A 23634-nucleotide genomic window follows, 5' to 3' on the forward strand; every position below is an offset into this window, starting at 1 on the left:
ACCGTCGGGACCGCCCTTCGGCGTGTCCGGGAACGATTCGGCGACCGGCACGCCGCTTTCGTGGTGATTCCGCCCGGTTCGGGTCAGTGCGGCGCGCCCGCACGGCCGTCCGATCGTTCTAATCTGACGACTGTCATATCCCCGTCGGCACCTGGATGGATCACATGTCAGCGGCCCCGCCCGACAACGACGTGCTCTGGGCCCGAGGGATCGTCAAGTCCCACCACGGCACGCCCGCCCTGCGCGGCGTCTCCCTCGCCGTCCGCGAGGGCGAGATGCTCGCCGTCACCGGGCCGCGCGGCTCCGGCAAGTCCACCCTGCTCGGCTGCCTGTCCGCGCAACTCCCGGTCGACGAGGGCGAGGTCTGGTTCCACAGCGCCCCCGTGCACACCCTCGGCCGGGCCGGCCGCGAACGGCTGCGCCGCGAACGCTTCGGCTGGGTCGGCCCCGAGCCGCAACTGGTACCGGAACTGACGGCCCGTGAGAACGTCGCCCTGCCGCTGCTGCTGGCCGGCACCGGCCACCGGGCCGCCCACCGCGCGGCCGGCGAATGGCTCGACCGCCTCGACGTCGCCGCCTGCGCCAAGCTCCGGCCCGCCGACCTCCCGCAGGACCTCCGCCAGCGGATCGCCGTCGCCCGCGCCCTCGCCCCCGAACCGCCCGTGGTGTTCGCCGACGACCCCACCGCACCGCTGCACCGCGACGCCCGCGAGCAGGTCCTGCGGATACTGGCCAGCGCCGCCCGCTCCCACCACCTGACCCTGGTCCTCGCCACCCACGACCCGGACGTCGCCCGCTTCGCCGACCGCACCGTCCGCCTGGTCGACGGCCGGATCGAGACCGCCCCCGCCGCTGCCGCCGTCGCCGCCGCCGGGCGCTGAGAGGCCCGACGTGTACTACCTCGCACTCGCCCGCGGCTACCGCGCCCTCGACCTGGTCCGCTGGGCGCTCACCGCCGGCGCCGCCGCCGTGGTCGCCGCGTTCCTGCTGCGGGCCCTCGGGCGGGCCCTCAGCGAACCCGCCGCCGGCCCCGACCGCCTGCTGTGGTGCCTCCCCCCGCTGGCCGCCGTCGCCTGGTTCGCCGCCGTCGCCGCCCGCGCCGTCCCCGCCCAGCACCCCGAGCGGATCACCGGCCTGACCGCCGCCGGCGCCGGACCCGCCAGGATCCGGCTGCTCATCGCCGGCGAGATCGCCCTCGCCTGCGCGCTCGGCTCGGCCCTCACCCTGCTGCTCTTCCTGGTGCTGCGCAACGACATCGCCGGGCCCTCGCTCGCCGCCGACATCGGCATGGGCGTCCCGCTGCCCGCCGCCGCGCCCGTCACCCTGCTCGCCGTCCCCGCACTGGTCGCCGGCACCGCCGCGGCCTGCGCCGTCCGCCTCCCCGAGGCTCTTCCCGGCAGGGCCGCAGCACCCGCCCCGGCCCGCTGGAGCGCCCGCCGCGCCGCCCTGCCCGCACCCCTGCTGCTCGCCGGGATCGGCCTCGAACTGTACGGACTGCGTCCCGGCGCCACCGACGCCGAACGCACCCTCGACCTGCCCGGCGGCCTGCCCGCCACCAGCCCCGCCCTGCTGGCCGGCTGGACCCTCGCCGCCCTCGCGCTCGCCCTGTGGACCGGCCCGCTGCTCGCCCTCGCCGGGCGGCTGCTGGCGGTCCGCCGCCCCACGCCGCTGCGCCTGCTCTCCGGCCGCGTGCTCACCGCGCAGTCGCACCGCCTCGGCGTGCCGCTGGCCGTCCTCACCGCGATCTCCGCACTGCTGCTGGTGGCCGGCCGCAGTTGGACCCGCGAGAACGCCGAAGTGCCCGTGCTCACCCTGGTCGAGGGCCTGCTGATCCTGGCCTGCACGGTCGCAGCGGTCGCCGCGCGCCTGCTCGAACTGCGCTCCGAACGCCGCCCCGCCACCGCCGCCCTGGACCGCCTCGGCACCCCGCCCGGCCTGCTCACCGGCACCCTCGTGCTGCGCGCCCTCGGCGCGGGCACCGTCCTGCTGGTGACCGGCGGTCTGACACTGGCGCTCTGCCCGCTGTAATCGCTCCGTCCCGGAAGACGAAGACTCCCCGGTGGCCCTCCGTCGAGGACCACCGGGGAGCCCGGTGCGCCGCTGCCGCCTCAGCCCGCCGCGGCCAGCTGACCGCAGGCACCGTCGATCTCCTGACCGCGGGTGTCGCGGACGGTGGTCGGCACGCCGTGGGCCTGCAGCCGGCGGACGAACTCCCGCTCGTCCTCCGGACGGGAGGCCGTCCACTTCGAACCCGGCGTCGGGTTGAGCGGGATCAGGTTCACGTGCACCCGCTGGTTCTTGATCAGCCGGCCGAGCAGGTCCGCCCGCCACGCCTGGTCGTTGATGTCCTTGATCAGCGCGTACTCGATCGACACCCGGCGGCCGGACTTCTCCGCGTAGTTCCAGGCGGCGTCCAGCACCTCGGCGACCTTCCACCGGGTGTTCACCGGCACCAGTTCGTCGCGCAGCTCGTCGTCCGGGGCGTGCAGCGACAGCGCGAGACGGCAGCTCAGGCCCTCGTCCGCGAACCGGTGCATCGCCGGGACCAGGCCGACCGTGGAGACCGTGATGCCGCGCTGCGAGAGCCCGAAGCCGTCCGGCGCCGGGTCGGTGAGGCGGCGGATCGCCGACAGCACCCGGTTGTAGTTCGCCAGCGGCTCGCCCATGCCCATGAACACCACGTTGGACAGCCGCGCCTCGCCGCCCGGCACCGAGCCCGACTTCAGGTCGCGCATGCCGGCGGCGATCTGCTCGACGATCTCGCCGGTCGACAGGTTCCGGGTCAGCCCGGCCTGCCCGGTCGCGCAGAACGGGCAGTTCATGCCGCAGCCGGCCTGCGAGCTGATGCACATCGTCACCCGGTCCGGGTACCGCATCAGCACCGACTCGACCAGCGTCCCGTCGAAGAGCTTCCACAGCGTCTTGCGGGTCTCGTCGTTGTCGCACGAGACGTGCCGCACCACGGACATCAGCTCGGGCAGCAGCGCCTCCGTCAGCTTGCTCCGGCTGGCCGCCGGGATGTCCGTCCAGCTCTCCGGGTCGTTCGACATCCGGCCGAAGTAGTGGTTCGACAACTGCTTCGCGCGGAACGGCTGTTCGCCCAGCTCGGCGACGGCCTCCTTGCGCTCGGCAGGGCTGAGGTCGGCAAGGTGTCGCGGGGGCTTGGCGCCGCGCGGCGCGACAAAGGTCAGTTCTCCGGGCTTAGGCATGGTTGTTCCAGTGTCTCAGACCGCGGAACCACTCCCGAAAACGGCGAACGGCCCCCGGGAGGAGGCCGTTCCCCGTACCGGACAGCGGGGGGTCGGTCGGCGTCAGTTGCCGACGAAGACCGTGAGCAGCAGCCAGACCACCGGGGCGGTCGGCAGCAGGGAGTCCAGGCGGTCCATGATGCCGCCGTGGCCGGGGAGCAGGGTGCCCATGTCCTTGATGCCGAGGTCGCGCTTGATCATCGACTCGGCGAGGTCGCCCAGGGTGGCGGTGACGGCCGCGCAGCCGCCCAGGATCAGGCCCTGCCACCAGGAACCGCCGTCGATCAGGAAGTGCATCAGCAGCGCGCCGGCGATCATCGACAGGCCGATGCCGCCCGCCAGGCCCTCCCGGGTCTTGCCGGGGCTGATGCTCGGCGCGAGCTTGGTGCGCCCGAACTTGTAGCCGACGGCGTACGCGCCGGTGTCCGAGCAGATGGTGACGACCAGGAACAGCAGGATCCGCCAGGCGCCGTCGTCCGCGGCCAGCATCAGCGCCACGAAGGTCGCCAGGAACGGCACGTAGAAGGCGGTGAACACGCCGGCCGTTATGTCCCGCAGGTAGTTCTCCGGCGGCGTGGCCATCCGGGCGACCATCATCGCCAGACCGGTGAGCGCCAGCACCGCGGCCGACCACTGGCCGCCCTCGAAGTACCCGGTCACCACCATGCCGACGCCGCCGACCAGCAACGGGATCTGCGGGACGTGGACGTCCCTGCGTTCGGCGAGGCGGCTGGTGAGCTCCCGGATGCCGACGGCGACGGCCGCGGCCACCACCACCATGAAGACCGCCTTGACCACGAACAGCGAGGCCGCGACCACCGCCCCGAGGCCGACTCCCACACCTATCGCGGCGGGCAGGTTGCGGCCGCCGCGCGGCTTGCGGGGCTGCTGGTCGGTCTGGGCCACGGGGGTCTCCTGGGCGGGGGGCATGAACTGAGTCTGTGCCGCGCCGCCCCCTCGTCATACCGGAGGCCGCCGCGAGTGACCCGTTTGGTGTCGGCCCGGGTCGAGCCGCGCCCCGGGCCGGGCGGCCCTGCCGCCGGTCCGGGGCGTACGCGCGGGGTCTGGGATCAGACCTCCAGCAGCTCGGCTTCCTTGTGCTTGAGCAGCTCGTCGATCTGCGCCACGAACTTGGCGGTCAGGTCGTCGAGCTCCTTCTCGCCGCGGCGGCCGTCGTCCTCGCCGATCTCCTTGTCCTTGACCAGCTTGTCGATCGCGTCCTTCGCCTTGCGGCGGACGGAGCGGACCGAGACCTTGGCGTCCTCGCCCTTGCCGCGGGCCTGCTTGATGTACTCGCGGCGGCGCTCCTCGGTGAGCTGCGGCAGCACCACCCGGATGACGGAGCCGTCGTTCGACGGGTTGACGCCCAGGTCCGAGTCGCGGATCGCGGTCTCGATGGCCTTCAGCGCGGTCTTGTCGAACGGCGTCACCATGGCCATCCGCGGCTCCGGCACGGAGAACGAGGCCAGCTGGTTGATCGGCGTCAGGGCGCCGTAGTACTCGGCGACGATCTTGGCGAACATCGCCGGGTGCGCACGGCCGGTGCGGATGGCGGCGAGGTCGTCCTTGGCGACCGCGACGGCCTTCTCCATCTTCTCCTCGGCCTCGAGGAGGGTCTCGTCAATCACTGTGTGCTCCCTGTCCGGTTCATCTGCTGTTGTCCCGTACCGGTGCCCCGGACGGCTGTTGCTGCTCAGTGCCCCGGAGCCTAGGCCCGGGCGGAGTCCTCGCTGATGAGTGTGCCGATCTTCTCACCCTTGACCGCACGGGCGATATTGCCCTCGGCGAGCAGTTCGAAGACCAGGATCGGCAGACCGTTGTCCTTGCACAGGGTGATCGCGGTCAGGTCGGCGACCTTCAGGTCGCGGGAGATCACCTCGGTGTAGTCCAGCGCGTCGAACCGGACCGCGGCCGGGTTGGTGCGCGGGTCGGAGTCGTACACCCCGTCGACGCCGTTCTTGCCCATCAGCAGGACGTCGGCGTGGATCTCCAGGGCGCGCTGCACGGCGGTGGTGTCGGTGGAGAAGTAGGGCATGCCCATGCCCGCGCCGAAGATCACCACGCGGCCCTTCTCCAGGTGCCGGATGGCGCGCAGCGGCAGGTACGGCTCGGCGACCTGGCCCATCGTGATGGCGGTCTGCACGCGGGTCTCCATGCCCTCCTTGATCAGGAAGTCCTGGAGCGCGAGGCAGTTCATCACGGTGCCCAGCATGCCCATGTAGTCGGAGCGGGCCCGGTCCATGCCTCGCTGCTGGAGTTCGGCGCCGCGGAAGAAGTTGCCGCCGCCGATCACGATGGCGACCTCCGTCCCGGCGCGCACCACCGTGGCGATCTCACGGGCGATGGCGTGCACCACGTCCGGGTCGACGCCGAGGCCGCCTCCGCCGGCGAACGCCTCGCCGGACAGCTTGAGCAGTACCCGGCGGCGGGTGCCGTCCGGTGCGGTCTCCTGCGTCTCCTGCATGGACTTTCCCTTCTCCGCCTGCTGGTCAGCAGATCTGCAAGTGGTACTCACGGCGCCGGACGTGCGGGCCCGGTGCCGTGTACACGAGAGGAGGCCACTGCCGCGGGAACCGGTACGGTCTCCTGCACGGCAATGGCCTCCTCGTCGTTCATGGTGCCGACGCCGCCCTCACGGGGTACTGGAGGGCGCGGTCGGCGCGTTCCGCCGTCCGTACGGACGGGCGCTCTCCTACCTTATGTCCGGCACGGGGCCGGACCTGGCGGGACGAGCTGCGCGGAACGGTCTCAGGCGCCGACGCGGAAGCGGACGAAGCGCTTGAGGGTGACGCCGGCCTCGTCGAGGACCTTGGCGACGGTCTTCTTGTTGTCCTTGGCGAACGCCTGCTCCAGGACGGCGTTCTCCTTGACGAAGCCGGTGACGCGACCCTCGACGATCTTCGGCAGGGCAGCCTCGGGCTTGCCCTCCTCGCGAGCGGTGGCCTCGGCGACGCGGCGCTCGTTCTCCAGCTCCTCGGCCGGGATCTCCTCGCGGGAGAGGTACTTCGGCGCGAAGGCGGCGATGTGCTGGGCGACGTCCTTGGCGGTCTCGGCGTTCTCCTTGTCGAGCTCGACGAGGACACCGATGGTCGGCGGCAGGTCCGGGTCCGACTTGTGCATGTAGACCGCGACGAAGCCGTCGTTGTCGAACTGGGCGAAGCGACGGAAGACGATCTTCTCGCCCAGGGTCGCGTTGGCCTCGTCCACGAACTGCTGGACGGTCTGGCCGGCGGCGATCTCGGAGGCCAGGGCGGCGTCCAGGTCGGCCGGGGAGGTGGCGGCAACGTGCGCGGCGATCGCGTTGGCGACCTCGACGAACTTGCCACCCTTGGCGACGAAGTCGGTCTCGCAGTTCAGCTCGACCAGGACGCCGGACTTCTTGTCCTCGGCGATCAGCGCGGCGACGGCGCCGTTGGAGGCGTCGCGGCCCTCGCGCTTGGCAACGCCCTTCTGGCCCTTGATGCGCAGGAGCTCGACGGCCTTCTCGACGTTGCCCTCGGCCTCGTCCAGGGCCTTCTTGCAGTCCATCATGCCGGCGCCGGTGAGCTCACGGAGCTTCTTGACGTCCGCGGCGGTGAAGTTCGCCATGGTGTGATCTCTTCTCACGTCTCGCGTGTCTGCGTGGGAAAGTGCCGGGGCCCGTCGTGCGGGGCCCCCGGCACGGGAGAGAGGGGCACCCACCGGCTCAGCCCGGCCGGTGCCCCTCACCCTGGTGGTACGTCAGGCCTGCTCGGCCTCGGCGGCCGGAGCCTCGGCAGCAGCCTCGGCGGCGGGGGCCTCGGCGGCCGGAGCCTCGGCGGCCTTCTCGCCCTCGAGGATCTCCTTCTCCCAGGCGGCCAGCGGCTGGTCGGCGCCCGGCTCGGCCTTCGCGTCGCCCTTGGCGACACCGGCGCGGGACTTCAGGCCCTCGGCGACGGCGTCGGCGATCACGCGGGTCAGCAGGGTGACGGAGCGGATCGCGTCGTCGTTGCCCGGGATCTTGTAGTCGACCTCGTCGGGGTCGCAGTTGGTGTCGAGGATGGCGACGACCGGGATGTTGAGCTTCCGGGCCTCGCCGACCGCGATGTGCTCCTTCTTGGTGTCCACGATCCAGACGGCGCTGGGAACGCGCTGCATGTCGCGGATACCGCCGAGGGTCTTCTCCAGCTTGTCGTACTCGCGCTGGAGGACCAGGAGCTCCTTCTTGGTGAGGCCGGAGCCGGCCACATCCGTGAAGTCGATCTCGCTGAGCTCCTTGAGGCGCTGCAGGCGCTTGTAGACGGTCGAGAAGTTGGTCAGCATGCCGCCCAGCCAGCGCTGGTTGACGTACGGCATGCCCACGCGGGTCGCCTGCTCGGCGATGGCCTCCTGGGCCTGCTTCTTGGTGCCGACGAAGAGGACGCTGCCGCCGTGGGCAACGGTCTCCTTGACGAACTCGAAGGCGCGGTCGATGTAGTTCAGCGACTGCAGGAGGTCGATGATGTAGATGCCGTTGCGCTCCGTGAAGATGAAGCGCTTCATCTTCGGGTTCCAACGACGGGTCTGGTGACCGAAGTGGACGCCGCTCTCCAGCAGCTCCCGCATCGTGACGACGGCCATGTGCCGTGCTCCTCTGTGTTGCCCGGCGCGCCGCGACGCGGTGCGTTCTGCGGGGTGCCGGGGTTCTCGGTTTGTCCGTGCCGGTCGGGCGACCGTCACGCCTGACGCCCCGACGTGCCAAGCCGCTCGGCCTGCACGGGGCTTGCGGCCTCGGCAGGCTCGGCGGACCGAGCGGCACTCGCACCGGCGACTGCTCCCGGAGGGGGCGGGCCGTCGGTGGCGGGGCGTGCGAAGTCGACCCGGCAGACCGGGTCGCGTGTGAAGTGTACGGGAAGCCCCGAGCGGCGGGCGACTCCGTACGGCCCCGCCGCCCTGTTCAGCACCGCTCCGGCCGCACCGCCGCCCGCCGTTCACCCCTGCGGGGGACGGCAGTTGTCCACAGCCCCTGGTCTGTCCACAGCTTCCGGAAACGGCGGGCGGCACCGGTGCCACGGCCTCCAGGGTGGGGTCCTGCCTGCTGAGCGGGCTTGTCGCGGTTTGCGCCGGGTGCTGGCGCTGTGCCGGTTTCGTTGCGTTAAGGGGAGGTTGGTGTGCGGCGGTGGTGGCGGTGGTGCCGGTGGCGGCCGGCTTCGGCGGGCTGGGGTCGGGCGCTTGTTCGGGTGGGGGTGGTTCGGGCTGAGGCGACTCGGGCGGGGACGGATCTGGTGAGGGTGGTTCGGGTTGTGGCGGCTCGGGCGGGGACGGCTCGGATTGGGGTGTTGCTGCTGGCGGTCGGGGCGGTGCTGGCGTCCGTGCCGGGCGGCGGGGGTGGTGGTTCCGGGCGGCCAGTGGCGGTGGTTGCGGCGGGGTTCTCCGGGGTGGTGGGACCCGGGCCCGGGCGGGTGTGGCCGGTGGGCGACCGGTCGGCGCTGCTGCGGAGGTTCGATCCACCGCCGGCGCGCTGGGCGGCCGGGCACCGCGGCGTCGACCTGGCGGCCGCGCCCGGGACAGTGGTGCGGGCGGCCGCGCCCGGCGTGGTGACGTTCTCCGGCCAGGTGGCCGGGCGCCCGGTCGTGGTGGTGACCCACTCCGGCTCGGGCACTCCCCCACTGCGGACCACCTACCTGCCGGTGGCGGGGTCCGTGCCCGTCGGCACCACGGTCGCGGCGGGCGACCAGATCGGCGAACTGACCGCCGACTCCGGCCACTGCCCCGTCGACTGCCTGCACTGGGGCCTGCTTCGCGGCACCCGCTACCTCGACCCGCTCGCCCTGCTCGGCACCGGCCGGGCCCGACTACTGCCGCTCACACCGCCCTGACGTCCGGCCAGTTCTCGTCCGGTGCGTCGTCCACCGCGGTGGCGGTGCCGACCGCTGCACCGGTCGCGGGGTCAGCTGGGTTTCCGGTCGCGGGGTCAGCTGGGTTTCCGGCCGCGGAGTCGGCTGGGTTTCCGGCCGCGGGGTCGACTGTGCCTCCGGCCGCGCTGCCGGGCCGGAGGCCGTCCAGGGCGAACCGCACCGCCGTGTCGGCGATCTCCGCTGTGTCGGTGGACTCCCGGGCCCGTGCGATCTGGCGGACCGCGGCCTCCACCACGCCCTGCAGCAGGGAGGCCGCGACGGCGGGCCTGGCGTGGCCGAGTTCCTCCAGGGTGCGCACCACCATCGCGGTCAGGCCGGTGTGCGCCGCCCTGATCCGCGTCCGCGCGGCGTCGTCGAGTTCGTACTCGGCGACGGCCACCACGGCGCGGTGCACCGGGTCGGCGGCCAGCGCCAACTGCCCGCGGACGTACGCCTCGATCCGCTCGGCCGCGCCGTCCCTGGCCGCCATGCCGGCTTCGATCTCGGCGGCCCAGAGCGGGAGGTCCACCGTGCAGAGCGCTTCCACCAGCTCCGACTTGGACCTGAAGTACTCGTACACCGAGGACCTGGCGAGGCCGGTACGCGCGGCGAGGGCGCCGAAGTTCAGCGCCTCCCTGCCGCCCTCCGCCAACAGGACGCGCGCGGCGTCCAACAGTGCTGCCTGCTGCAACTGTCGATGCTCGGCCACCGTGGCCGCCCGGATTTTCGGCACGCACCAACTCTACGGACGCCGACGGCCGGCGGGGCGCACACCGCGCACCCCGCCGGTCAGTCCGGGCGAGCCTTGTCCGTCCCTCCGTCCCTCCGTCCCTCCGGGCGGCCGGACGGCCGGACGGCGACCGGGCGGACGACCGGCGGGGCGGTGAGTGGCTGTGGCGGTCAGCGGGCGTCGGACATCTTCGCCCGCAGTTGCAGTACCGACTTGGTGTGGATCTGGCTGACCCGGCTCTCGGTGACGCCGAGCACCTGGCCGATCTCGGCGAGCGTGAGGCCCTCGTAGTAGTAGAGCGTCACCACGGTCTTCTCCCGTTCGGGCAGGGTGTTGACCGCGGAGGCCAGCAGGCGGCGCAACTCGCGGTCCTCGGCGATCTCGACCGGGTTGTCGGCACCGTTGTCCGGCAACGTCTCTACCAGGGTCAGCCGGTCGCCGCCCTCGCCCGCCGAGTGCAGCAGTTCGTCGAGCGCCACCACGTTGGCCAGCGACAGCTGACTGAAGATCGTGTGCAGCTCGTCCAGCGCGATGCCCATCTCCGCCGCCACCTCGGGGTCGTGCGGCGTCCGCCGCAGCCGGGCCTCCAGGGTGGCGTAAGCCCGTTCGACCGCCTTGGCCTTCTGTCGGACCGACCGCGGGATCCAGTCGAGCGCCCGCAGTTCGTCGATGATCGCCCCGCGGATCCGACTGATCGCATACGTCTCGAACTTGATCGCCCGATCGATGTCGAACTTCTCGATGGCGTCGATCAATCCGAAAATCCCCGAGGACACGAAGTCGGCCTGCTCCACGTTGGCCGGCAGCCCGACCCCGACCCGACCCGCGACGTACTTCACCAACGGCGAGTAGTGCAGGATCAGTTGGTCCCGCAGCCCGTGATCGCCGGTCTCCTTGTACGAGCGCCACAGCGCCTGCAGCGCCGACTGGTCCGTCCCCTTCGCGCTCCCCCGCTCTCCTCCCCTGCCCGGCACCGGGTTCGCCGCCCCTCCACCGGCACCCGCACTGCTCCACCCGGCCGCCGCACCCGCCGGGGCTGCGGCCGTGGGCGCCGCCGCAGGCGCGGGCACCGTCACACCGGTGCGCCCACCCGGCTTCCGGCCGACCGCCTTGGCCTGGGCCCGCTCGTCCGCACTCCCACCCGTACCCGCGGGTGCCTCGGAAGTCGCCGGCGCGGGCATCGCGACCGTCGGCAGCGGGGACTGGCCGGCCGTCGGCTCTGGCTGTGGCGTGCCCAGCGCCGGCGCCCCTGCCGGGGCGGCGGGATCCGGGGCACGTTCGACCGCCGGACCGCTCGCCTGCCTGCGGACCTGCGAGCTCCGTACTCCGCTCTCCCCAGGCTTCGCCTTTGACCGCGCGCCGCGTTTGGACTGGCCGTGCACCGGCCGCCCATTCGCGGCGGCCGCTTCGGCCGCGCCCGACCCCGCCGGCGGGCCCCCTCCGGCCGGGCCTTCGCCGGACTGACCACCGGCCGCGTACTCGGCACGCTGGCCCCCGAGCGGCACCGGACCGTCCGGCGGGCTGCCGGGACTGCCGGTGAGCTCGTCGCCGCGCGGCCCGGTCTTGGCCTGCGCGCCGGGTGGTGCCGTCTGCGGGCAGGGCAGCATGTGGCCGGGACGCTCGGCCGGTGAGCGGGCCGAGCTCTGCCGGTGCTCCGACGGCCCCTGCGGGGCGGGGGGACGGGGAAGGGGGGAGGGCGAGGCGGGACGGGCCGGGGACTGTGGGGCCGTGGTCGGGGAGGTGCCCGACCTCGTCATTCCCACGACTCCCGAGGGCCTGGCCCGCAGCTCCGCGGCGTTGCGGGTCTCGGCCCCCGTCCCGTCCGGGGACCGGCCGTCACCGGTCACCCTGTGTCCGGGAATGTGAGTGGGCATGCGTTGGTCTGCGCCGTTCTGCCGAGTCATGTGCTGATAGGGACGCCATAAGGGAGCGTAGCGTGACCAAGTAGCTGCACAGTGCTACCGCCACTCGGGCGTCGCCCGATCCGGTGGCAGTGACCGGCTCCACCGGCGCGTCGCGGCGCGCGCCCCGAGGAGCTGTCGGGCCGCCCGCTCCCGCTGGGCCGCCGACCAGCGCAGACCTCCCCCGACATGTAGGAATCTCCCGGTCACTCCAGCAACCGACTGTCGCCCGCCCGAGCTCAGCCGTCTCGGCGCCTCTCTCAACTCACCTGGGGTTCCTTCCTGTTGACGGGCTGCCCCGTTCGGTCGACCCACCTTGTCCGCTGCTGCTCAGAACCGATCACTTGCGTCGTACCAACCTCCAGTGCGCACCGTGCCGCTCGACGAAGCCCAGCGAGCTCAGCTCGTGGAGGTGCTGCACGGTCTCCTGCGGGGACAATGCGGCGTACTGGGCGACCCGCTGCACCGGCGCGCCGTCCGCGCTCGCCGGCACCGCCTCCAGGACCCGGGCCACCGGCGGCTCCAGCGCGTCGCGGGGCAGGATCGGGCCGACGCGTTCGGGTGCCAGGTCTTCTCCGATCGAGCCGATCAGCTCGCCCACCTCGGCGCCGTTGGTGACCAGCGTGGCGGCACCGCTTCTGATCAACGCGTGGACGCCCGCCGAGAGTTCGGACGTCACCTGGCCTGGGACGCCCATCGTGTGCCGGTTGAGGTCCCGGGCGCGTCGGGCGGTGCTGAGCGCCCCGCTGCGCGGCGCGGCCTCGACCACGACGGTTCCTCGGGTGAGCGCCGCTATCACCCGGTTGCGCAGGACGAATCTGAACCTGGTCGGGTTCATACCGAGCGCCAGCTCGCTCACCAGCAGCCCGTCGTCGCCGATCCGGTTGATCAGTGCCTCGTTCCCACGCGGGTAGCAGATGTCAACTCCGCTGGCGAGGACCGCGATCGTCATCCCGTTGACGGCCAGTGCTCCCTGATGGGCCGCCGTGTCGACACCGTACGCGGCTCCGGAGACCACCACCCAGCCGCGCTCGGCCAGTTCCGAGCCGAGTTGGCCGGCGATGTGCCGCCCGTATGCGGTGCAGGCCCGGGATCCGACGATGGCGACCGATCTCAGCGCCAGGAGGCGCAGCGAGGGAAGCCGTGGCCCCGGCCGGCCGCGCACCCACAGCCCGACCGGGCTGCCGTCGCCGAGGTCGTTCAGTTGGGACGGCCACTCGGTGTCGCCCGGAATGATGAACTTCCCACCGAGCTTGGCGATTCGCTCAAGGTCCGTGGCCGGGTTGAACTTTCGCAGCCGCTCCTGGTAGGCGGTGATCCGGTCCGCTCCGAGCCCCAGCGCGCTCGGTGCTGCCCCGCGGTAGAAGCCCTGCACCAGGCGGACCACGCCGAGCCGCTGGATCGCCCGGCCGATCGCCGCGTCCCCCGGCTCGATCAGGCGGGTGAGCGCCGCCCTGGCCACCCGCTCGGGTTCGGGCGGGCCCGGCGTGACCGCCGCTGCGGCCCAATGCGTGGGCCGGATCACCCGGCGGTCGCTCCGGGACGGCCCCGTACGGGTGGAATGACCCACGGCGACAGGTTCGGCCGCACAGTGCCGGTTCGTCGTCGCGTTCGGCGGCGTGTGACCTGTGTCGACCGCGGCGTCCATTGCCGGCGGGCGGGCGCCCGGGGCGTCCAGGCTCGACCGGTGGGGGGCGGGCGGGCCGGCTCCCCGGATCAGGTGGCGCAGCCGGTCGTTGCCCTCGCACGGTGGCGGGGCGTCGGGCGGGCGGGGCGGACAGGGATCCTCGGGTGGGCCCGGCGGGGTGGGGCCGCCGGGCAGGTGAAGTCCGGCGCGCGGATTCAGGGTGCCGCCGTCCCGGGCCGGGCCTCCAATCGTCGGCGGGAGCATCGGTGGGACATCGGGATCGGCGTGCTGAGGCAGGGGAACTGCGGTCATGGGGTCTCCTCCTGTAGTGGTTGCCCGGCGGGTCAGTGGCGACCCCAGGGTGGAGCGAGTCCGAGTCGCTGACGGGCAGCCAGGTGACGGCCGCTCAGGACTCGGCGCCGAGGTCGGCGTCCACGTCGCCGTAGGGGTCGGGTCGGCGGTCGGTCGGGCGGGTGGAGCGCTGGACTCCGGTGCGCAGGGTCAGCGCGGTCTGGACGTCGGCGCGGGTGGGGCGGGGCCTGCGGGCGAGGTCGGCGACCGTCCAGGCGACGCGCAGGATCCGGTCGAGGCCTCGGGCGGTGAGCAGGCCCCGGTCGAGGTCACGCTCGGCGTCGGTGAGCGAGCCGGGTGCGAGTTGCCAGCGCGTGCGCAGTTCGTGCCCGGGCACTTCGGCGTTCGTCCGCCACGGGGTGTCGGCGAGGCGAGCGGCGGCTCGTTCGCGCGCCTCCCTCACGCGTTCGGCGACCGTGGCCGTGCTCTCGGCGTTTCTGCCCTGTTGCATCAGCTCGGCCTTGCTGACCGCGGAAACCTGTACCTGGAGGTCCACTCGGTCGAGCAGCGGTCCCGACAGTCTCGCCTGGTAGCGGTTGACCATGACGGGTGTGCATTCGCAGCCTTCTCCTCTCAGTGAATAGCGGCCGCAGGGGCAGGGGTTGGCGGCCAGGCAGAGCAGGAACCGGGCGGGCAGCCGCATCGAGCCCGCGGCTCTGGCGATCATCACCTCCCCCGACTCCAGGGGTTGGCGCAGGGCGTCGAGGACCCGGACCGGGAATTCGGGTGCCTCGTCGAGGAAGAGCACGCCGCGATGGGCGAGGGAGACGGCGCCGGGCCGGGGCAGGCCCGTCCCGCCACCCACGATGGCGGGCATGGTGGTCGAGTGGTGCGGTGCGCAGTAGGGCGCGGTGTCGATCAGCGGGCGGTCGGGTGGGAGCAGCCCTGCCACGGAGTGGATCGCGGTCACTTCGAGGGCTTCGGCCTGGGTGAGTGGCGGGAGCAGCGCAGGGAGCCGTTCGGCCAGCATGGTCTTGCCGGCTCCGGGCGGTCCTTTCAGGTACAGGTGGTGGCCGCCCGCCGCGGCGATCTCCAGGGCCTGCCTGGCTTCGTACTGCCCGGCCACGTCGGCGAGGTCGGGTCGGCAGGACTGCTCGGAGGTGACGTCGCGGACGCCGAGACCGGGGAGCAGGAGTCCGGCGTACGAGGAGTCGGGGCGGCCGGTGGAGAGGTCGGGCGGTTCGTCGGGGACCGGGGCGTTGGTGAGGATGGCGATGAGTTGTCGCAGGCTCCGCACCCCGAGGACGGAGACTCCGGGTACCAACTCGGCTTCGGCTGCGGTCTGTTCGGCGACCACGATCTGCCGGTAGCCGGCGTCCGCCGCCGCGAGCACGGCGGGCAGGACGCCGCGCACCGGGCGTACGCGGCCGTCGAGTCCGAGCTCACCGATGATCAGCAGGCCGTCGATCGACGCGGGGTCGAGCCGTTCGGCGGCTGCCAGTACGGCACAGGCCACGGCCAGGTCGTACCCGCTGCCGCTCTTGGGTACGGAGGCCGGGGTGAGGCCCACGGTGAGCTTGCGCAGCGGCCACTTCTCGCCGCTGTTGGAGACGGCTGCGCGGACCCGGTCGCGGGCTTCGAGGAGGGCCTTGTCGGCGAGGCCCACCAAGCTGAAGGCTGCGAGTCCGGGTTCGAGGTCGGCCTGGACCTCGACGACGACGCCGTCCACCCCGACCAGGGCCACCGAGCAGGTGCGGGCGAAGGCCATCTCACACCGCCCCGCGCAGGTGCTCGACCGCGGCGGCGCCCTTGAGGGGGTTGACCACCGCGACAAGGTCGATGCGCACCCCGCCGGGAGGCGGGGGCGCCGGACCGCCGACGGCGGATTCGTCCGGTGGCGCGCCGCCCCCGGCCCGCGCGGCGGCCAGCACCAGGCGCGAGAAGTGCACCGGCCAGCGCTCCGCCATCCAGCGCTCGGCGAGGTGTCGCAGTCGGTCGGCCTTGACGTGGTCGATCGCCTCGGACGGCTGCTGGAAGCCGCGCTCGGACCTGGTCTTCACCTCACAGACCGCGAGGGTGTCCCCGTCCAGCGCGACGATGTCGAGCTCGCCCTCGGCGCAGCGCCAGTTGCGCTCCAGGATGCACAGGCCGCCCTCCGTGAGCCGGCGGGCGGCGACCTCCTCGCCGTAGCGTCCGAGGCCGTTGGTGGAAATCTTGTTGGGATTCTGCACGGCAATCACCTCCGGCCGGAAGGTTGCCGTCAGGGGCGGGAGGTGGGCCAGCGAAATCGCCAGGCCTGTGGATAACTCGGGCCTGTGGATAACTTAGCTCGCTCGTTCGAGTGAGAAACCCAAAAATGCGCTGGACAGCCGGCGGTCACCGCGACCAGTCTCGGTGGCCCGGGCATCGCCGCAGCTCATCCTGGTGCGGTCGCCCGGAGGGAAGGGCGCGGTCGGCCGCGCCGTTCCGATCGCCCACCCCGGCCTCTGGTCCGGGGCGCTCCCGGGTCGGCCGTTCAGCCGCAGCGGTCAGTTCCCGAACGCGGAGTCGTCCGAGGGCAGCTCCAGATCGCTCTTGGCCAACTCCTCGATGTTCACGTCCTTGAAAGTCAGCACGCGGACCTTCCGAACGAACCGGGCCGGTCGGTACATGTCCCAGACCCACGCATCCGCCATCGAAACCTCGAAGAACACTTCGCCCTGCACCGAGTGCACTTGCAGGTCGTAGTCGTTCGTCAGATAGAAACGCCGTTCGGTCTCGATCACGTACTTGAACAGGCCGACGACATCCCGGTACTCCCGGTAGAGCTTCAGCTCCATCTCGGTCTCGTACTTCTCGAGGTCTTCGGCACTCATTCCAAGCGTCCCCTCACTCGTCACGTCCACCCCATTGTGGACCACCGGGCCCGTGCTCAGAGCCGTACTGGCGGTTCTGGCGGCCCTTCCGTCAGAACCCGCTCCACCAGCGCGGCCAGTCCGAGCGGGTACACGGTCTCCCCGGTGGTCCTCAACTCCCCCACCGTCCACCAGCGGACAGCCAGCAGCAGAGCGTGCTCCTCAGCCCCGCTCTGCCGCAGTGACACCTCGCCACGCCCGGTGCGGGCCAGGTGAAACAACTGTTCCTGCTCGTAGTCCCTGCCTCGGAAGGAGAACCTCACCATGCCGTACGCGACCAGCGGTCCCCACTCCACCTCGGTCAGCCCGATCTCCTCGCCCAGCTCGCGCCGGGCCGCCTCGGACGGGCTCTCGCCCGGCTCGACGCCGCCGCCCGGGGTGATCCACCAGTCGGTGCCCGGCACGGCCGGATCGGTCCCGTGCAGCAGCAGGACGCGGCCGTCCGGGTCCAGCAGCAGCACGCGGACGGCTCTGCGACGCTCGACCGCCACCTGGTTCAGCTCCGTCCTGAGGTTCTGCGCACGTTTCCGGGCCGGCCCCGGCGTGCCTCCGGCCCCCGGTTCAGGCCTTCCGCCGCCCCCGCAGCTTGCGGCTGAGCGAAACCGTCCAGCCCGCCGCCGAGGCGAGCACGATCAGGGCCGCCCCACCGACCGACGTCCACGTGGCGGGCATCAGGACACCTGCCTGGTGAGCACTCGGCGCACCCAGTTCGTCGAAGGCCGCGGTGCGCCCCTCCAGCCTCGCCCGCGACAGCGGCTGGATCACCGCTTCGACGCGCGCCTTCACTCCGGAGGCGGGAACGGACCCGAAGGCCACGTCCAGGTGGCTGCGCGAGTCCAGCGAGTTCCCGCGGAAGTCGCCGAGCACGAACAGCCGCCCCTCGGGCACCGTCACGGAGAACGCGGTGGCCAGCACCGAAGCCTTCTCCAGGTAGGGCTCGTTCACCTGGCGGCCGTTGACGCTGATCCGGCCCTCGCGGTCGCCGGAGACGGTGTCGCCGCCGAGCGCGACCACCCGCTTCACCAGAGTGACGTTGCCCCAGTCCGGGTCCTGGAAGACCACGATGTCGCCCCGGCCGGTCGACTTCCCGTCGGCAGTGTGGGCGAGGACGGTGTCGCCGCTCTCCAGGGTGGGGCTCATCGAGCCGGTCGGGATCTTGTAGGGCCGGTACTGGACGGCCAGCACGCCGAACCCGCCGACCAGCATCACGAACCCGATGGCGATCACCAGGCTCTGCACGATCGACGCCGGGCTCCGGCGTCCGGCCGGTCTGGCCCCGGTGGGCTGGGTCCGCTCCGCGACGCTGCTCATCGGCTTCGCCCTCTCCTGGCGCTCACGCGCTCCGGCCGAGCGCTCGGTGCCTGCCCGGGCCTCGCCGTCCTGGGTTGGACAGCACTGCGGGCCGTGGCACGTGCGAGCAGATTACTCACGAGTACCACGGCCCGCGCAAGAGTCACTCGCGGCCGGTCTGCGCCCGGTCAGCGACGGCGCTTGCGGACCCACCACACGGCGGGGGCGGCCAGGGCCGCGCCCGCCAGGGACGGGGCGAGCGGCCCGCCGGCCGCCAGGCCCTTCTGGTCGAAGGTGTCGGGGACGGGCAGCGTCGCCCAGTCGCCGATCGGCCAGGCCACCACGAACGCGCGGCCGACGACGTTCCCGACCGGCACGGTGCCGCCGCCCGGCTGGTCCATGTGGTACCGGGAGTCCAGGGAGTTGGCGCGGTGGTCGCCCATCACCCAGATCCGGCCGTCGGGCACCTTGACCGGGCCGAACGGCTTCTCCCCGCACGGGGTGTTGCCGGCGAAGATGTACGGCTCGTCGAGCGCGATGCCGTTCACCTTGACCGGGCCGGAGCCCTGGCACTCGACGGTGTCGCCGCCGACGGCGATGACGCGCTTGATGAGGTCCTTCTCGTCGCTGGACGGCATCAGCCCGATGAAGCTGAAGACGTCCTGGACGCCGCGCACGAAGGAGTTGTTGCTGCGCTGGGCGGGCTCGTCGTTCAGCCAGCCGCCCGGGTCCTTGAAGACCACCACCTCGCCGCGCTCCGGCTCCGAGCCGAACCAGGGAGTGAGCTTGTCGACCAGGACGCGGTCGCCGACCTGGAGCGTGTTCTCCATCGAGCCCGACGGAATCGAGAACGCCTGGACGAAGAAGGTCTTGATCACCAGGGCCAGGATGAGGGCAATGCCGATCAGGATCGGCAGTTCCTTCCAGAAGGAACGCTGCTTGGGAGCCTTCCTGGCCCGGCTCGGCGCCGCGTCGCTCTCCTCCGTCGCCCCGGAGTCGGCGGCCCGCAGGCCGTCTCCGTCCTCCGCGGGCCGGCCCTCGGAGTTGCCCGAAGGCTCCCCGTCGGGCTCCGGAGCACCTGAGCGGGCACCGATCACCAGATCCCCCACGACATCTCCTCCCTGCTGTGCGGACGCCTGCGCGTCCGCGCTCACCAGTGCCGCACAGCGGGCACCACAGTCTGCGATCGATCGAAAACCCGCCTCTGGCTTGCCCTACCCGGGCACGCCCGACACCAGGCCGGAACCGAGCACTTCAGCACTTCTCTATCACTCCCGGTCGGCAAGCCGGTGCTTCCACGCGCCGACCGGAACGTCAGTCGGCCACAGGCCCGGCCCGCCGGTGCGACCTCCACCGCCGGACGACGACCGGAAGGACGCCCAACACACCCATAACGAGCGGGGGTTCCGCAGGAATCGGCCCGACGGCCGACGATCCTGCCACCCGCACCGGCAAGGAGGAGAGTGAATCGGGAACACTCAGTTGACCGAAGTGGGAGAGCGGCCATGCGACCACGAAGGCGCGACCGACCACATTCGCCACCGGCACCGTCCCGGCACCCGGATTGCCCATGTGGTAGCGGGAGTCCGCGGACAGATCGCGGTGATCACCCATCACCCACAGCCGCCCTTGAGGGACCGTCACCTTGAAGGTGATCCGCGAGGGCACGTTGCCGGGCGCAACGTACGGCTCCTCCAGCGGAGTGCCGTTCACGCTCAGCCGGCCCTGGGCGTCGCAGCACTCCACGGTGTCGCCGCCAACACCGATCACCCGCTTGATCAAGTCCCGTTCATCATCGGAAGGAAGGACACCCACAGCGGAGAACACCGACTTGACGTGCCGCACCACTGTCCCGTCCGTGGACGGCTTGTGGTCGCTCTCCAGCCAGCCGCCCGGGTCCTTGAACACCACCACCTCGCCGCGCTCCGGCTCCGAGCCGAACCACGGGGTGAACTTGTCGACCAGGACGCGGTCGCCGACCTGCAGGGTCGGTTCCATCGAACCGGAGGGAATCACGAACACCTGGACCAGGAAGGTCTTCAGCACCACCGCGATGACCAGTGCCACGAGCACGATCACCGGCAGTTCACGCAGCACGGAGCGACGTCCGCGGCGGGCGGCACGCTTGGCGGTGCGCCGCCGCTCGGCCCGCCCCCGGACGGGTCGCCCCTCGGCACCGCCCCCGCCGCTCTGGGTCACCCCGTCGAGCCCACCGGCTCCAGCAACTGCACCAGGTGGACCGCCTCCGTCGACTCTTCCGGCGCCCCCGACTGCACTGCCGGCCCAAGTCCCTTCGGCCCCACTGGCCTTGCCCACCTCGTCGGTAGTGTCGCCGACACCTCCTGCAGCGATTCCGGCGGGCCGGTACACGGATTCCGGCAGCTCGCCATCCAGCTCGCGGCCCTGCTCACGGTCCAGCTCGCGGTGCGCATCGTGGGGCTGGTGGGCTCGGTGGCCGGAGTCGGCTGTGCCGTCCGCAGCGGCTCGGGGTCTACCTCTGCTCCCCATGGCCACCAGTCCCCTCTATCGCGGCGAATGCCGCCGGCCGGTCGAGCGACGTCGTCCGTCCGAGGGGGAACAGCAGCCAGTCGACGCGGCCGATCACCCGGTCCACGGGAACGGTGCCGCCGCCGGGCTCGCCGAGGTGGTCCCGGGAGTCGCGGGACGCACTGCGGTGGTCGCCCATCACCCACAACTTGCCGGAAGGAACCACGATGTCGAACGGTACAGCCGACGGTGCGTCACCGGGGAGCAGGTACGCGCTCTCGTCCAGCGGCACCCCGTTGATCCGCAGGCGGCCGTCGGAGCCGCAGCAGGTGATGCGGTCGCCGCCGACACCGATCACCCGCTTCACGTAGACGGTGTCGCCAGCCGGGGCCAGTCCGGCCCTGGTCAGCAGCCGCTTCACTCCGGACGGTTCGGCCTGGTACGGCAGGAAGGAGCCGATGCCGTCGAAGACCACCACGTCTCCCCGCTGCGGCTGCCCGTCGAAGGCGTAGGCGAGCTGGTTGACCAGGACCCGGTCCCCGGGCTGCAGCGTCCCCTCCATGGAACCGGAGGGCACCGCGAACGGCCGGGCCACGAAGGCGTTCACCAGCAGCAGCGCGGCCACGCACACCGCGCCGATCCACAGCAGGTCGCGCGACCACCGCCGCCCGCCCTCGTCCTCGCCCTCGCCCTCGTCCTCGCTGGCACCGTCGGCGTTGCCCTCGGCGTGAGAGTCCACGCCCACGCCAGTGTCTGCGTCTGCCCCGGCGTCGGCACCGTTACCCGCACCCGCACCAGCACCAGCACCAGCACCGGCACCGGCACCGGCACCGGCACCGGCGTCACCCTCCCGACCGCCCGCAGCCCGAGCGTCAGCCCCGGCCCCGGCCGCATCCCGGGAAACGACAACGGACCGCGCCGGTGTGTCCGTACCCGTGGGTTCGGGACTGCCGTCGCGGTCCGTCGGTGGCTCGTGCGTGCTCATCGGGGGTGAGCTTATCCTCCCGGTCTAAACCGGTCGGTGGGCCGACCCCGTCGAGCCTGCGCGATCACGCGTCGCGCTTCTCCTTGATCTTCGCGGCCTTGCCGCGGAGGTCGCGCAGGTAGTACAGCTTGGCGCGGCGGACCGCACCGCGGGTCACGACCTCGATCTTCTCGACGACCGGGGTGTGCACCGGGAAGGTGCGCTCGACGCCGACGTTGAAGCTGACCTTGCGAACGGTGAAGGTCTCACCGATGCCGGCGCCGTGACGACGGATGACAACGCCCTGGAAGACCTGGACGCGCGAGCGGTTGCCTTCGATGACTCGGACGTGCACCTTCAGGGTGTCGCCGGGGCGGAAGGCGGGGATGTCGGTACGCAGCGAGGCCGCGTCGACAGCAGCGAGCTTGTTGCTCATCGTTGCTCTCCATCGCAGGCGCCACGGGCCGCCCACGGAAATTCGTCTCAACTGGGTGGTGCTGCGGGCCGCTTCGGCTGGCGGTGAACCCCCCGTGGCGGGGGCACCGGTCCACTGGCTCCCACGAGGGGAGCCGGGCGACAGACAGCAGTCGCCTATTCTTCCACAGGCTCTGCCGCAGACCGAAATCGGCCGGCGGCTTCGTCCCAGGCCAGGCCCAGGACGCTGAGCGCTTCGCGCTCCTTCTTGGTGAACGCGTCGCGCTGCCAACGGGCAACCAGGTCGGGGCGGTTGGCGAGGGTGCGGGCGAAGGCCTGCTCGCGCCGCCACTGGGCGATCTTCCCGTGGTGGCCGCTGAGCAGGACCTCCGGCACCTCCCGGCCGCGCCACTCGGCGGGCTTGGTGTACACCGGGCCCTCCAGCAGGTCGGCCATGGCGCCGGGGGCGAAGGAATCGTCCCGGTGCGACTCGGCGTTGCCGAGCACGCCGGGCAGCAGGCGGGCGATCGCCTCGACCATCACCAGCACGGCGACCTCGCCGCCGGCCAGCACGTAGTCACCGATGGAGGCTTCGACCACAGGCATCCGGGTCGCAGCCTCCTCGATGACCCGCCGGTCGATGCCCTCGTAGCGGGCGGGCGCGAAGGCCAGCCAGCTGCGGGAGGCCAGGTCCTGGGCGAGTTCCTGGGTGAACGACCTTCCGCTGGGGGTGGGCACCACCAGGGTCGGCACCTCGCCCTCGGGGCCGGCGGCGAGGACGGCGTCCAGCGCGGCGCCCCACGGTTCGGGCTTCATCACCATGCCGGGGCCACCGCCGTAGGGGGTGTCGTCCACGGTGCGGTGGATGTCGGTGGTCCACGAGCGCAGGTCGTGCAGGTGCACGTCGAGCTGACCGCGGGCCCGCGCCTTGCCGACCAGCGAGACGTTCAGCGGCTCCAGGTACTCGGGGAAGATCGTGACGACGTCGATCCGCATGTCGGTCACGCCGCGCCCCCCGTCGAGCCGTCGGACCCGGCGGGGCCGTGGGAGCCACCCGAGCTGTCCGAGTCGCCCGCCGCAGCACCCTCGCCCGCACCCTCGGCGTCCCCACCCGCCGAAGCGCCCTCCCCGGTCTCCGTGTCCGCCGTCTCCCCCGCGCCCTCCGCGTCCTCCACGCCCTCAGTGTCCCCCGCGTCCCCCGCGTCCTCCCGCGTCGAGGCGACGATCGCGTCGGCGGGGTCGATCAGGCCGGGCGGCGGGGTGATGACGGCGCGCTGCTCGTCCAGGTCGATGACGGGGACGATCTGCTCGACGAAGGGGATGAGGACCTCGGTGCCGTCGGGGCGCTGGACGGTGAGCAGGTCCTGGTAGGGCAGGTGGACGACCTCGGTGAGTTCGCCGATCAGGGTGCCGTCGGTGAGGACGACGTCCAGACCGATGAGCTGGTGGTCGTAGTACTCGTCGGGATCGTCGGGGGTCTCGTCCGGGTCGACCTCGGCGATCAGGAAGGTGCCGCGCAGCGCCTCCGCGGCGGTGCGGTCCTTGATGCCGGCGAAGCGCAGCAGCAGTCGTCCGCTGTGCACCTTGCCGGACTCGACGGTCAGCGGTCCGATGCCGGCCGGGTCGGTGAGGAGGACCGCGCCGGGCCCGAGCCGCAGCTCGGGCTCATCGGTGCGGACCTCGACACTGACGTCCCCGCGGATGCCGTGGGCACGGCCGATCTTCCCGACGACGAGCTGCACGGTGATCGTTCTCCTGAGATGCGCGAGATGAGCCTGGTTGGAATGAGTGAGGGGAGGTTCGAAGGAACCCGAGGAATTCGAAGGGCCCCGGAAACGGGACGTGCCCCGGATCGGGAAGAGCCCCGAAAGCGGAAAGAGCTCCGGAACCGGGAGGGGCCCCGGAAACGGGAGCCGACCCGGGAGCCGACCCGAGAGCCGAAAAGGCCCGAACG

At 72.1% G+C, this 23634-nt stretch carries 23 protein-coding genes; 3 read left to right on the forward strand and 20 right to left on the reverse strand.

The window, feature by feature from the left end; all coding sequences use genetic code 11:
- Positions 1-164: 164 nt before the first annotated feature.
- Complete coding sequence (locus ACFV1L_RS22340; RefSeq protein ID WP_380368281.1) at positions 165-881, forward strand: ABC transporter ATP-binding protein; 717 nt, start codon at positions 165-167, stop codon at positions 879-881.
- 10 nt (positions 882-891) lie between these two features.
- On the forward strand, positions 892-2028 hold the full coding sequence (locus tag ACFV1L_RS22345) for a hypothetical protein (protein ID WP_380368283.1): 1137 nt from the start codon (positions 892-894) through the stop codon (positions 2026-2028).
- An 80-nt stretch (positions 2029-2108) separates the two neighbouring features.
- Here ACFV1L_RS22345 and rlmN read toward each other — a convergent pair whose 3' ends face one another.
- From rlmN to rpsB, 6 genes are all read right to left on the reverse strand, one after another.
- Positions 2109-3209: a 23S rRNA (adenine(2503)-C(2))-methyltransferase RlmN gene (rlmN, locus tag ACFV1L_RS22350; protein WP_380368285.1), complete on the reverse strand. Its 1101-nt coding sequence runs from the start codon at positions 3207-3209 to the stop codon at positions 2109-2111.
- A gap of 102 nt (positions 3210-3311) precedes the next feature.
- Positions 3312-4178, reverse strand: coding sequence for a phosphatidate cytidylyltransferase (locus ACFV1L_RS22355; RefSeq protein ID WP_380368286.1), 867 nt, complete (start codon positions 4176-4178; stop codon positions 3312-3314).
- A 140-nt stretch (positions 4179-4318) separates the two neighbouring features.
- Entirely contained in the window at positions 4319-4876 is a 558-nt protein-coding gene (gene frr / locus ACFV1L_RS22360) for a ribosome recycling factor (RefSeq protein WP_035866581.1), read from the reverse strand.
- Between the two features lie 80 nt (positions 4877-4956).
- Positions 4957-5712, reverse strand: a complete 756-nt coding sequence (pyrH, locus tag ACFV1L_RS22365) for a UMP kinase (protein ID WP_035866578.1) — start codon at positions 5710-5712, stop codon at positions 4957-4959.
- Between the two features lie 284 nt (positions 5713-5996).
- A complete protein-coding gene (tsf, locus tag ACFV1L_RS22370; protein ID WP_380368288.1) occupies positions 5997-6836 on the reverse strand; it encodes a translation elongation factor Ts in 840 nt (279 codons plus the stop codon).
- Positions 6837-6968: 132 nt separating this feature from the next.
- Positions 6969-7826 carry a 30S ribosomal protein S2 gene (gene rpsB / locus ACFV1L_RS22375; protein ID WP_380368290.1) on the reverse strand — a complete coding sequence of 286 codons (858 nt, stop codon included), beginning with the start codon at positions 7824-7826 and terminating at the stop codon, positions 6969-6971.
- A gap of 830 nt (positions 7827-8656) precedes the next feature.
- On the opposite strand from rpsB, the gene ACFV1L_RS22380 reads away from it, so the two are divergent.
- On the forward strand, positions 8657-9064 hold the full coding sequence (locus ACFV1L_RS22380; RefSeq protein ID WP_380368291.1) for a M23 family metallopeptidase: 408 nt from the start codon (positions 8657-8659) through the stop codon (positions 9062-9064).
- Here ACFV1L_RS22380 and ACFV1L_RS22385 read toward each other — a convergent pair.
- The 14 genes from ACFV1L_RS22385 to rimM all read right to left on the reverse strand — a co-directional run bounded on the left by ACFV1L_RS22385 (position 9051) and on the right by rimM (position 23422).
- Positions 9051-9773: a TetR/AcrR family transcriptional regulator gene (locus ACFV1L_RS22385; protein WP_380368293.1), complete on the reverse strand. Its 723-nt coding sequence runs from the start codon at positions 9771-9773 to the stop codon at positions 9051-9053. The genes ACFV1L_RS22380 and ACFV1L_RS22385 overlap by 14 nt on opposite strands.
- Positions 9774-9982: 209 nt before the next feature.
- On the reverse strand, positions 9983-10786 hold the full coding sequence (whiG, locus tag ACFV1L_RS22390) for an RNA polymerase sigma factor WhiG (protein ID WP_380368295.1): 804 nt from the start codon (positions 10784-10786) through the stop codon (positions 9983-9985).
- Between the two features lie 1267 nt (positions 10787-12053).
- A complete protein-coding gene (gene dprA, locus ACFV1L_RS22395; protein ID WP_380368297.1) occupies positions 12054-13283 on the reverse strand; it encodes a DNA-processing protein DprA in 1230 nt (409 codons plus the stop codon).
- Positions 13284-13746: 463 nt separating this feature from the next.
- Positions 13747-15399 carry a YifB family Mg chelatase-like AAA ATPase gene (locus ACFV1L_RS22400; protein ID WP_380368298.1) on the reverse strand — a complete coding sequence of 551 codons (1653 nt, stop codon included), beginning with the start codon at positions 15397-15399 and terminating at the stop codon, positions 13747-13749.
- A gap of 1 nt (position 15400) precedes the next feature.
- The gene (locus ACFV1L_RS22405; RefSeq protein WP_380368300.1) at positions 15401-15871 is read right to left on the reverse strand and encodes a YraN family protein; all 471 of its coding nucleotides are present in this window, start codon (positions 15869-15871) and stop codon (positions 15401-15403) included.
- A 288-nt stretch (positions 15872-16159) separates the two neighbouring features.
- Positions 16160-16486, reverse strand: a complete 327-nt coding sequence (locus ACFV1L_RS22410; protein WP_030458804.1) for a DUF2469 domain-containing protein — start codon at positions 16484-16486, stop codon at positions 16160-16162.
- 56 nt (positions 16487-16542) lie between these two features.
- The gene (locus ACFV1L_RS22415; RefSeq protein WP_380368302.1) at positions 16543-17016 is read right to left on the reverse strand and encodes an NUDIX hydrolase; all 474 of its coding nucleotides are present in this window, start codon (positions 17014-17016) and stop codon (positions 16543-16545) included.
- A gap of 70 nt (positions 17017-17086) precedes the next feature.
- Positions 17087-17836: a signal peptidase I gene (gene lepB / locus ACFV1L_RS22420; RefSeq protein ID WP_380368304.1), complete on the reverse strand. Its 750-nt coding sequence runs from the start codon at positions 17834-17836 to the stop codon at positions 17087-17089.
- 167 nt (positions 17837-18003) lie between these two features.
- Positions 18004-18924: a signal peptidase I gene (gene lepB / locus ACFV1L_RS22425; protein ID WP_380368305.1), complete on the reverse strand. Its 921-nt coding sequence runs from the start codon at positions 18922-18924 to the stop codon at positions 18004-18006.
- 205 nt (positions 18925-19129) lie between these two features.
- Positions 19130-19912 carry a signal peptidase I gene (gene lepB, locus ACFV1L_RS22430; protein ID WP_380368307.1) on the reverse strand — a complete coding sequence of 261 codons (783 nt, stop codon included), beginning with the start codon at positions 19910-19912 and terminating at the stop codon, positions 19130-19132.
- A 394-nt stretch (positions 19913-20306) separates the two neighbouring features.
- Entirely contained in the window at positions 20307-21041 is a 735-nt protein-coding gene (gene lepB, locus ACFV1L_RS22435) for a signal peptidase I (RefSeq protein ID WP_380368308.1), read from the reverse strand.
- Between the two features lie 310 nt (positions 21042-21351).
- Entirely contained in the window at positions 21352-21702 is a 351-nt protein-coding gene (gene rplS, locus ACFV1L_RS22440) for a 50S ribosomal protein L19 (RefSeq protein WP_030458810.1), read from the reverse strand.
- 155 nt (positions 21703-21857) lie between these two features.
- Positions 21858-22676: a tRNA (guanosine(37)-N1)-methyltransferase TrmD gene (trmD, locus tag ACFV1L_RS22445; protein ID WP_380368368.1), complete on the reverse strand. Its 819-nt coding sequence runs from the start codon at positions 22674-22676 to the stop codon at positions 21858-21860.
- A gap of 5 nt (positions 22677-22681) precedes the next feature.
- On the reverse strand, positions 22682-23422 hold the full coding sequence (gene rimM, locus ACFV1L_RS22450) for a ribosome maturation factor RimM (protein WP_380368310.1): 741 nt from the start codon (positions 23420-23422) through the stop codon (positions 22682-22684).
- Between the last annotated feature and the right edge of the window lie 212 nt (positions 23423-23634).

The organism is Kitasatospora sp. NPDC059646 (assembly GCF_042734615.1).
Lineage (GTDB): Bacteria > Actinomycetota > Actinomycetes > Streptomycetales > Streptomycetaceae > Kitasatospora.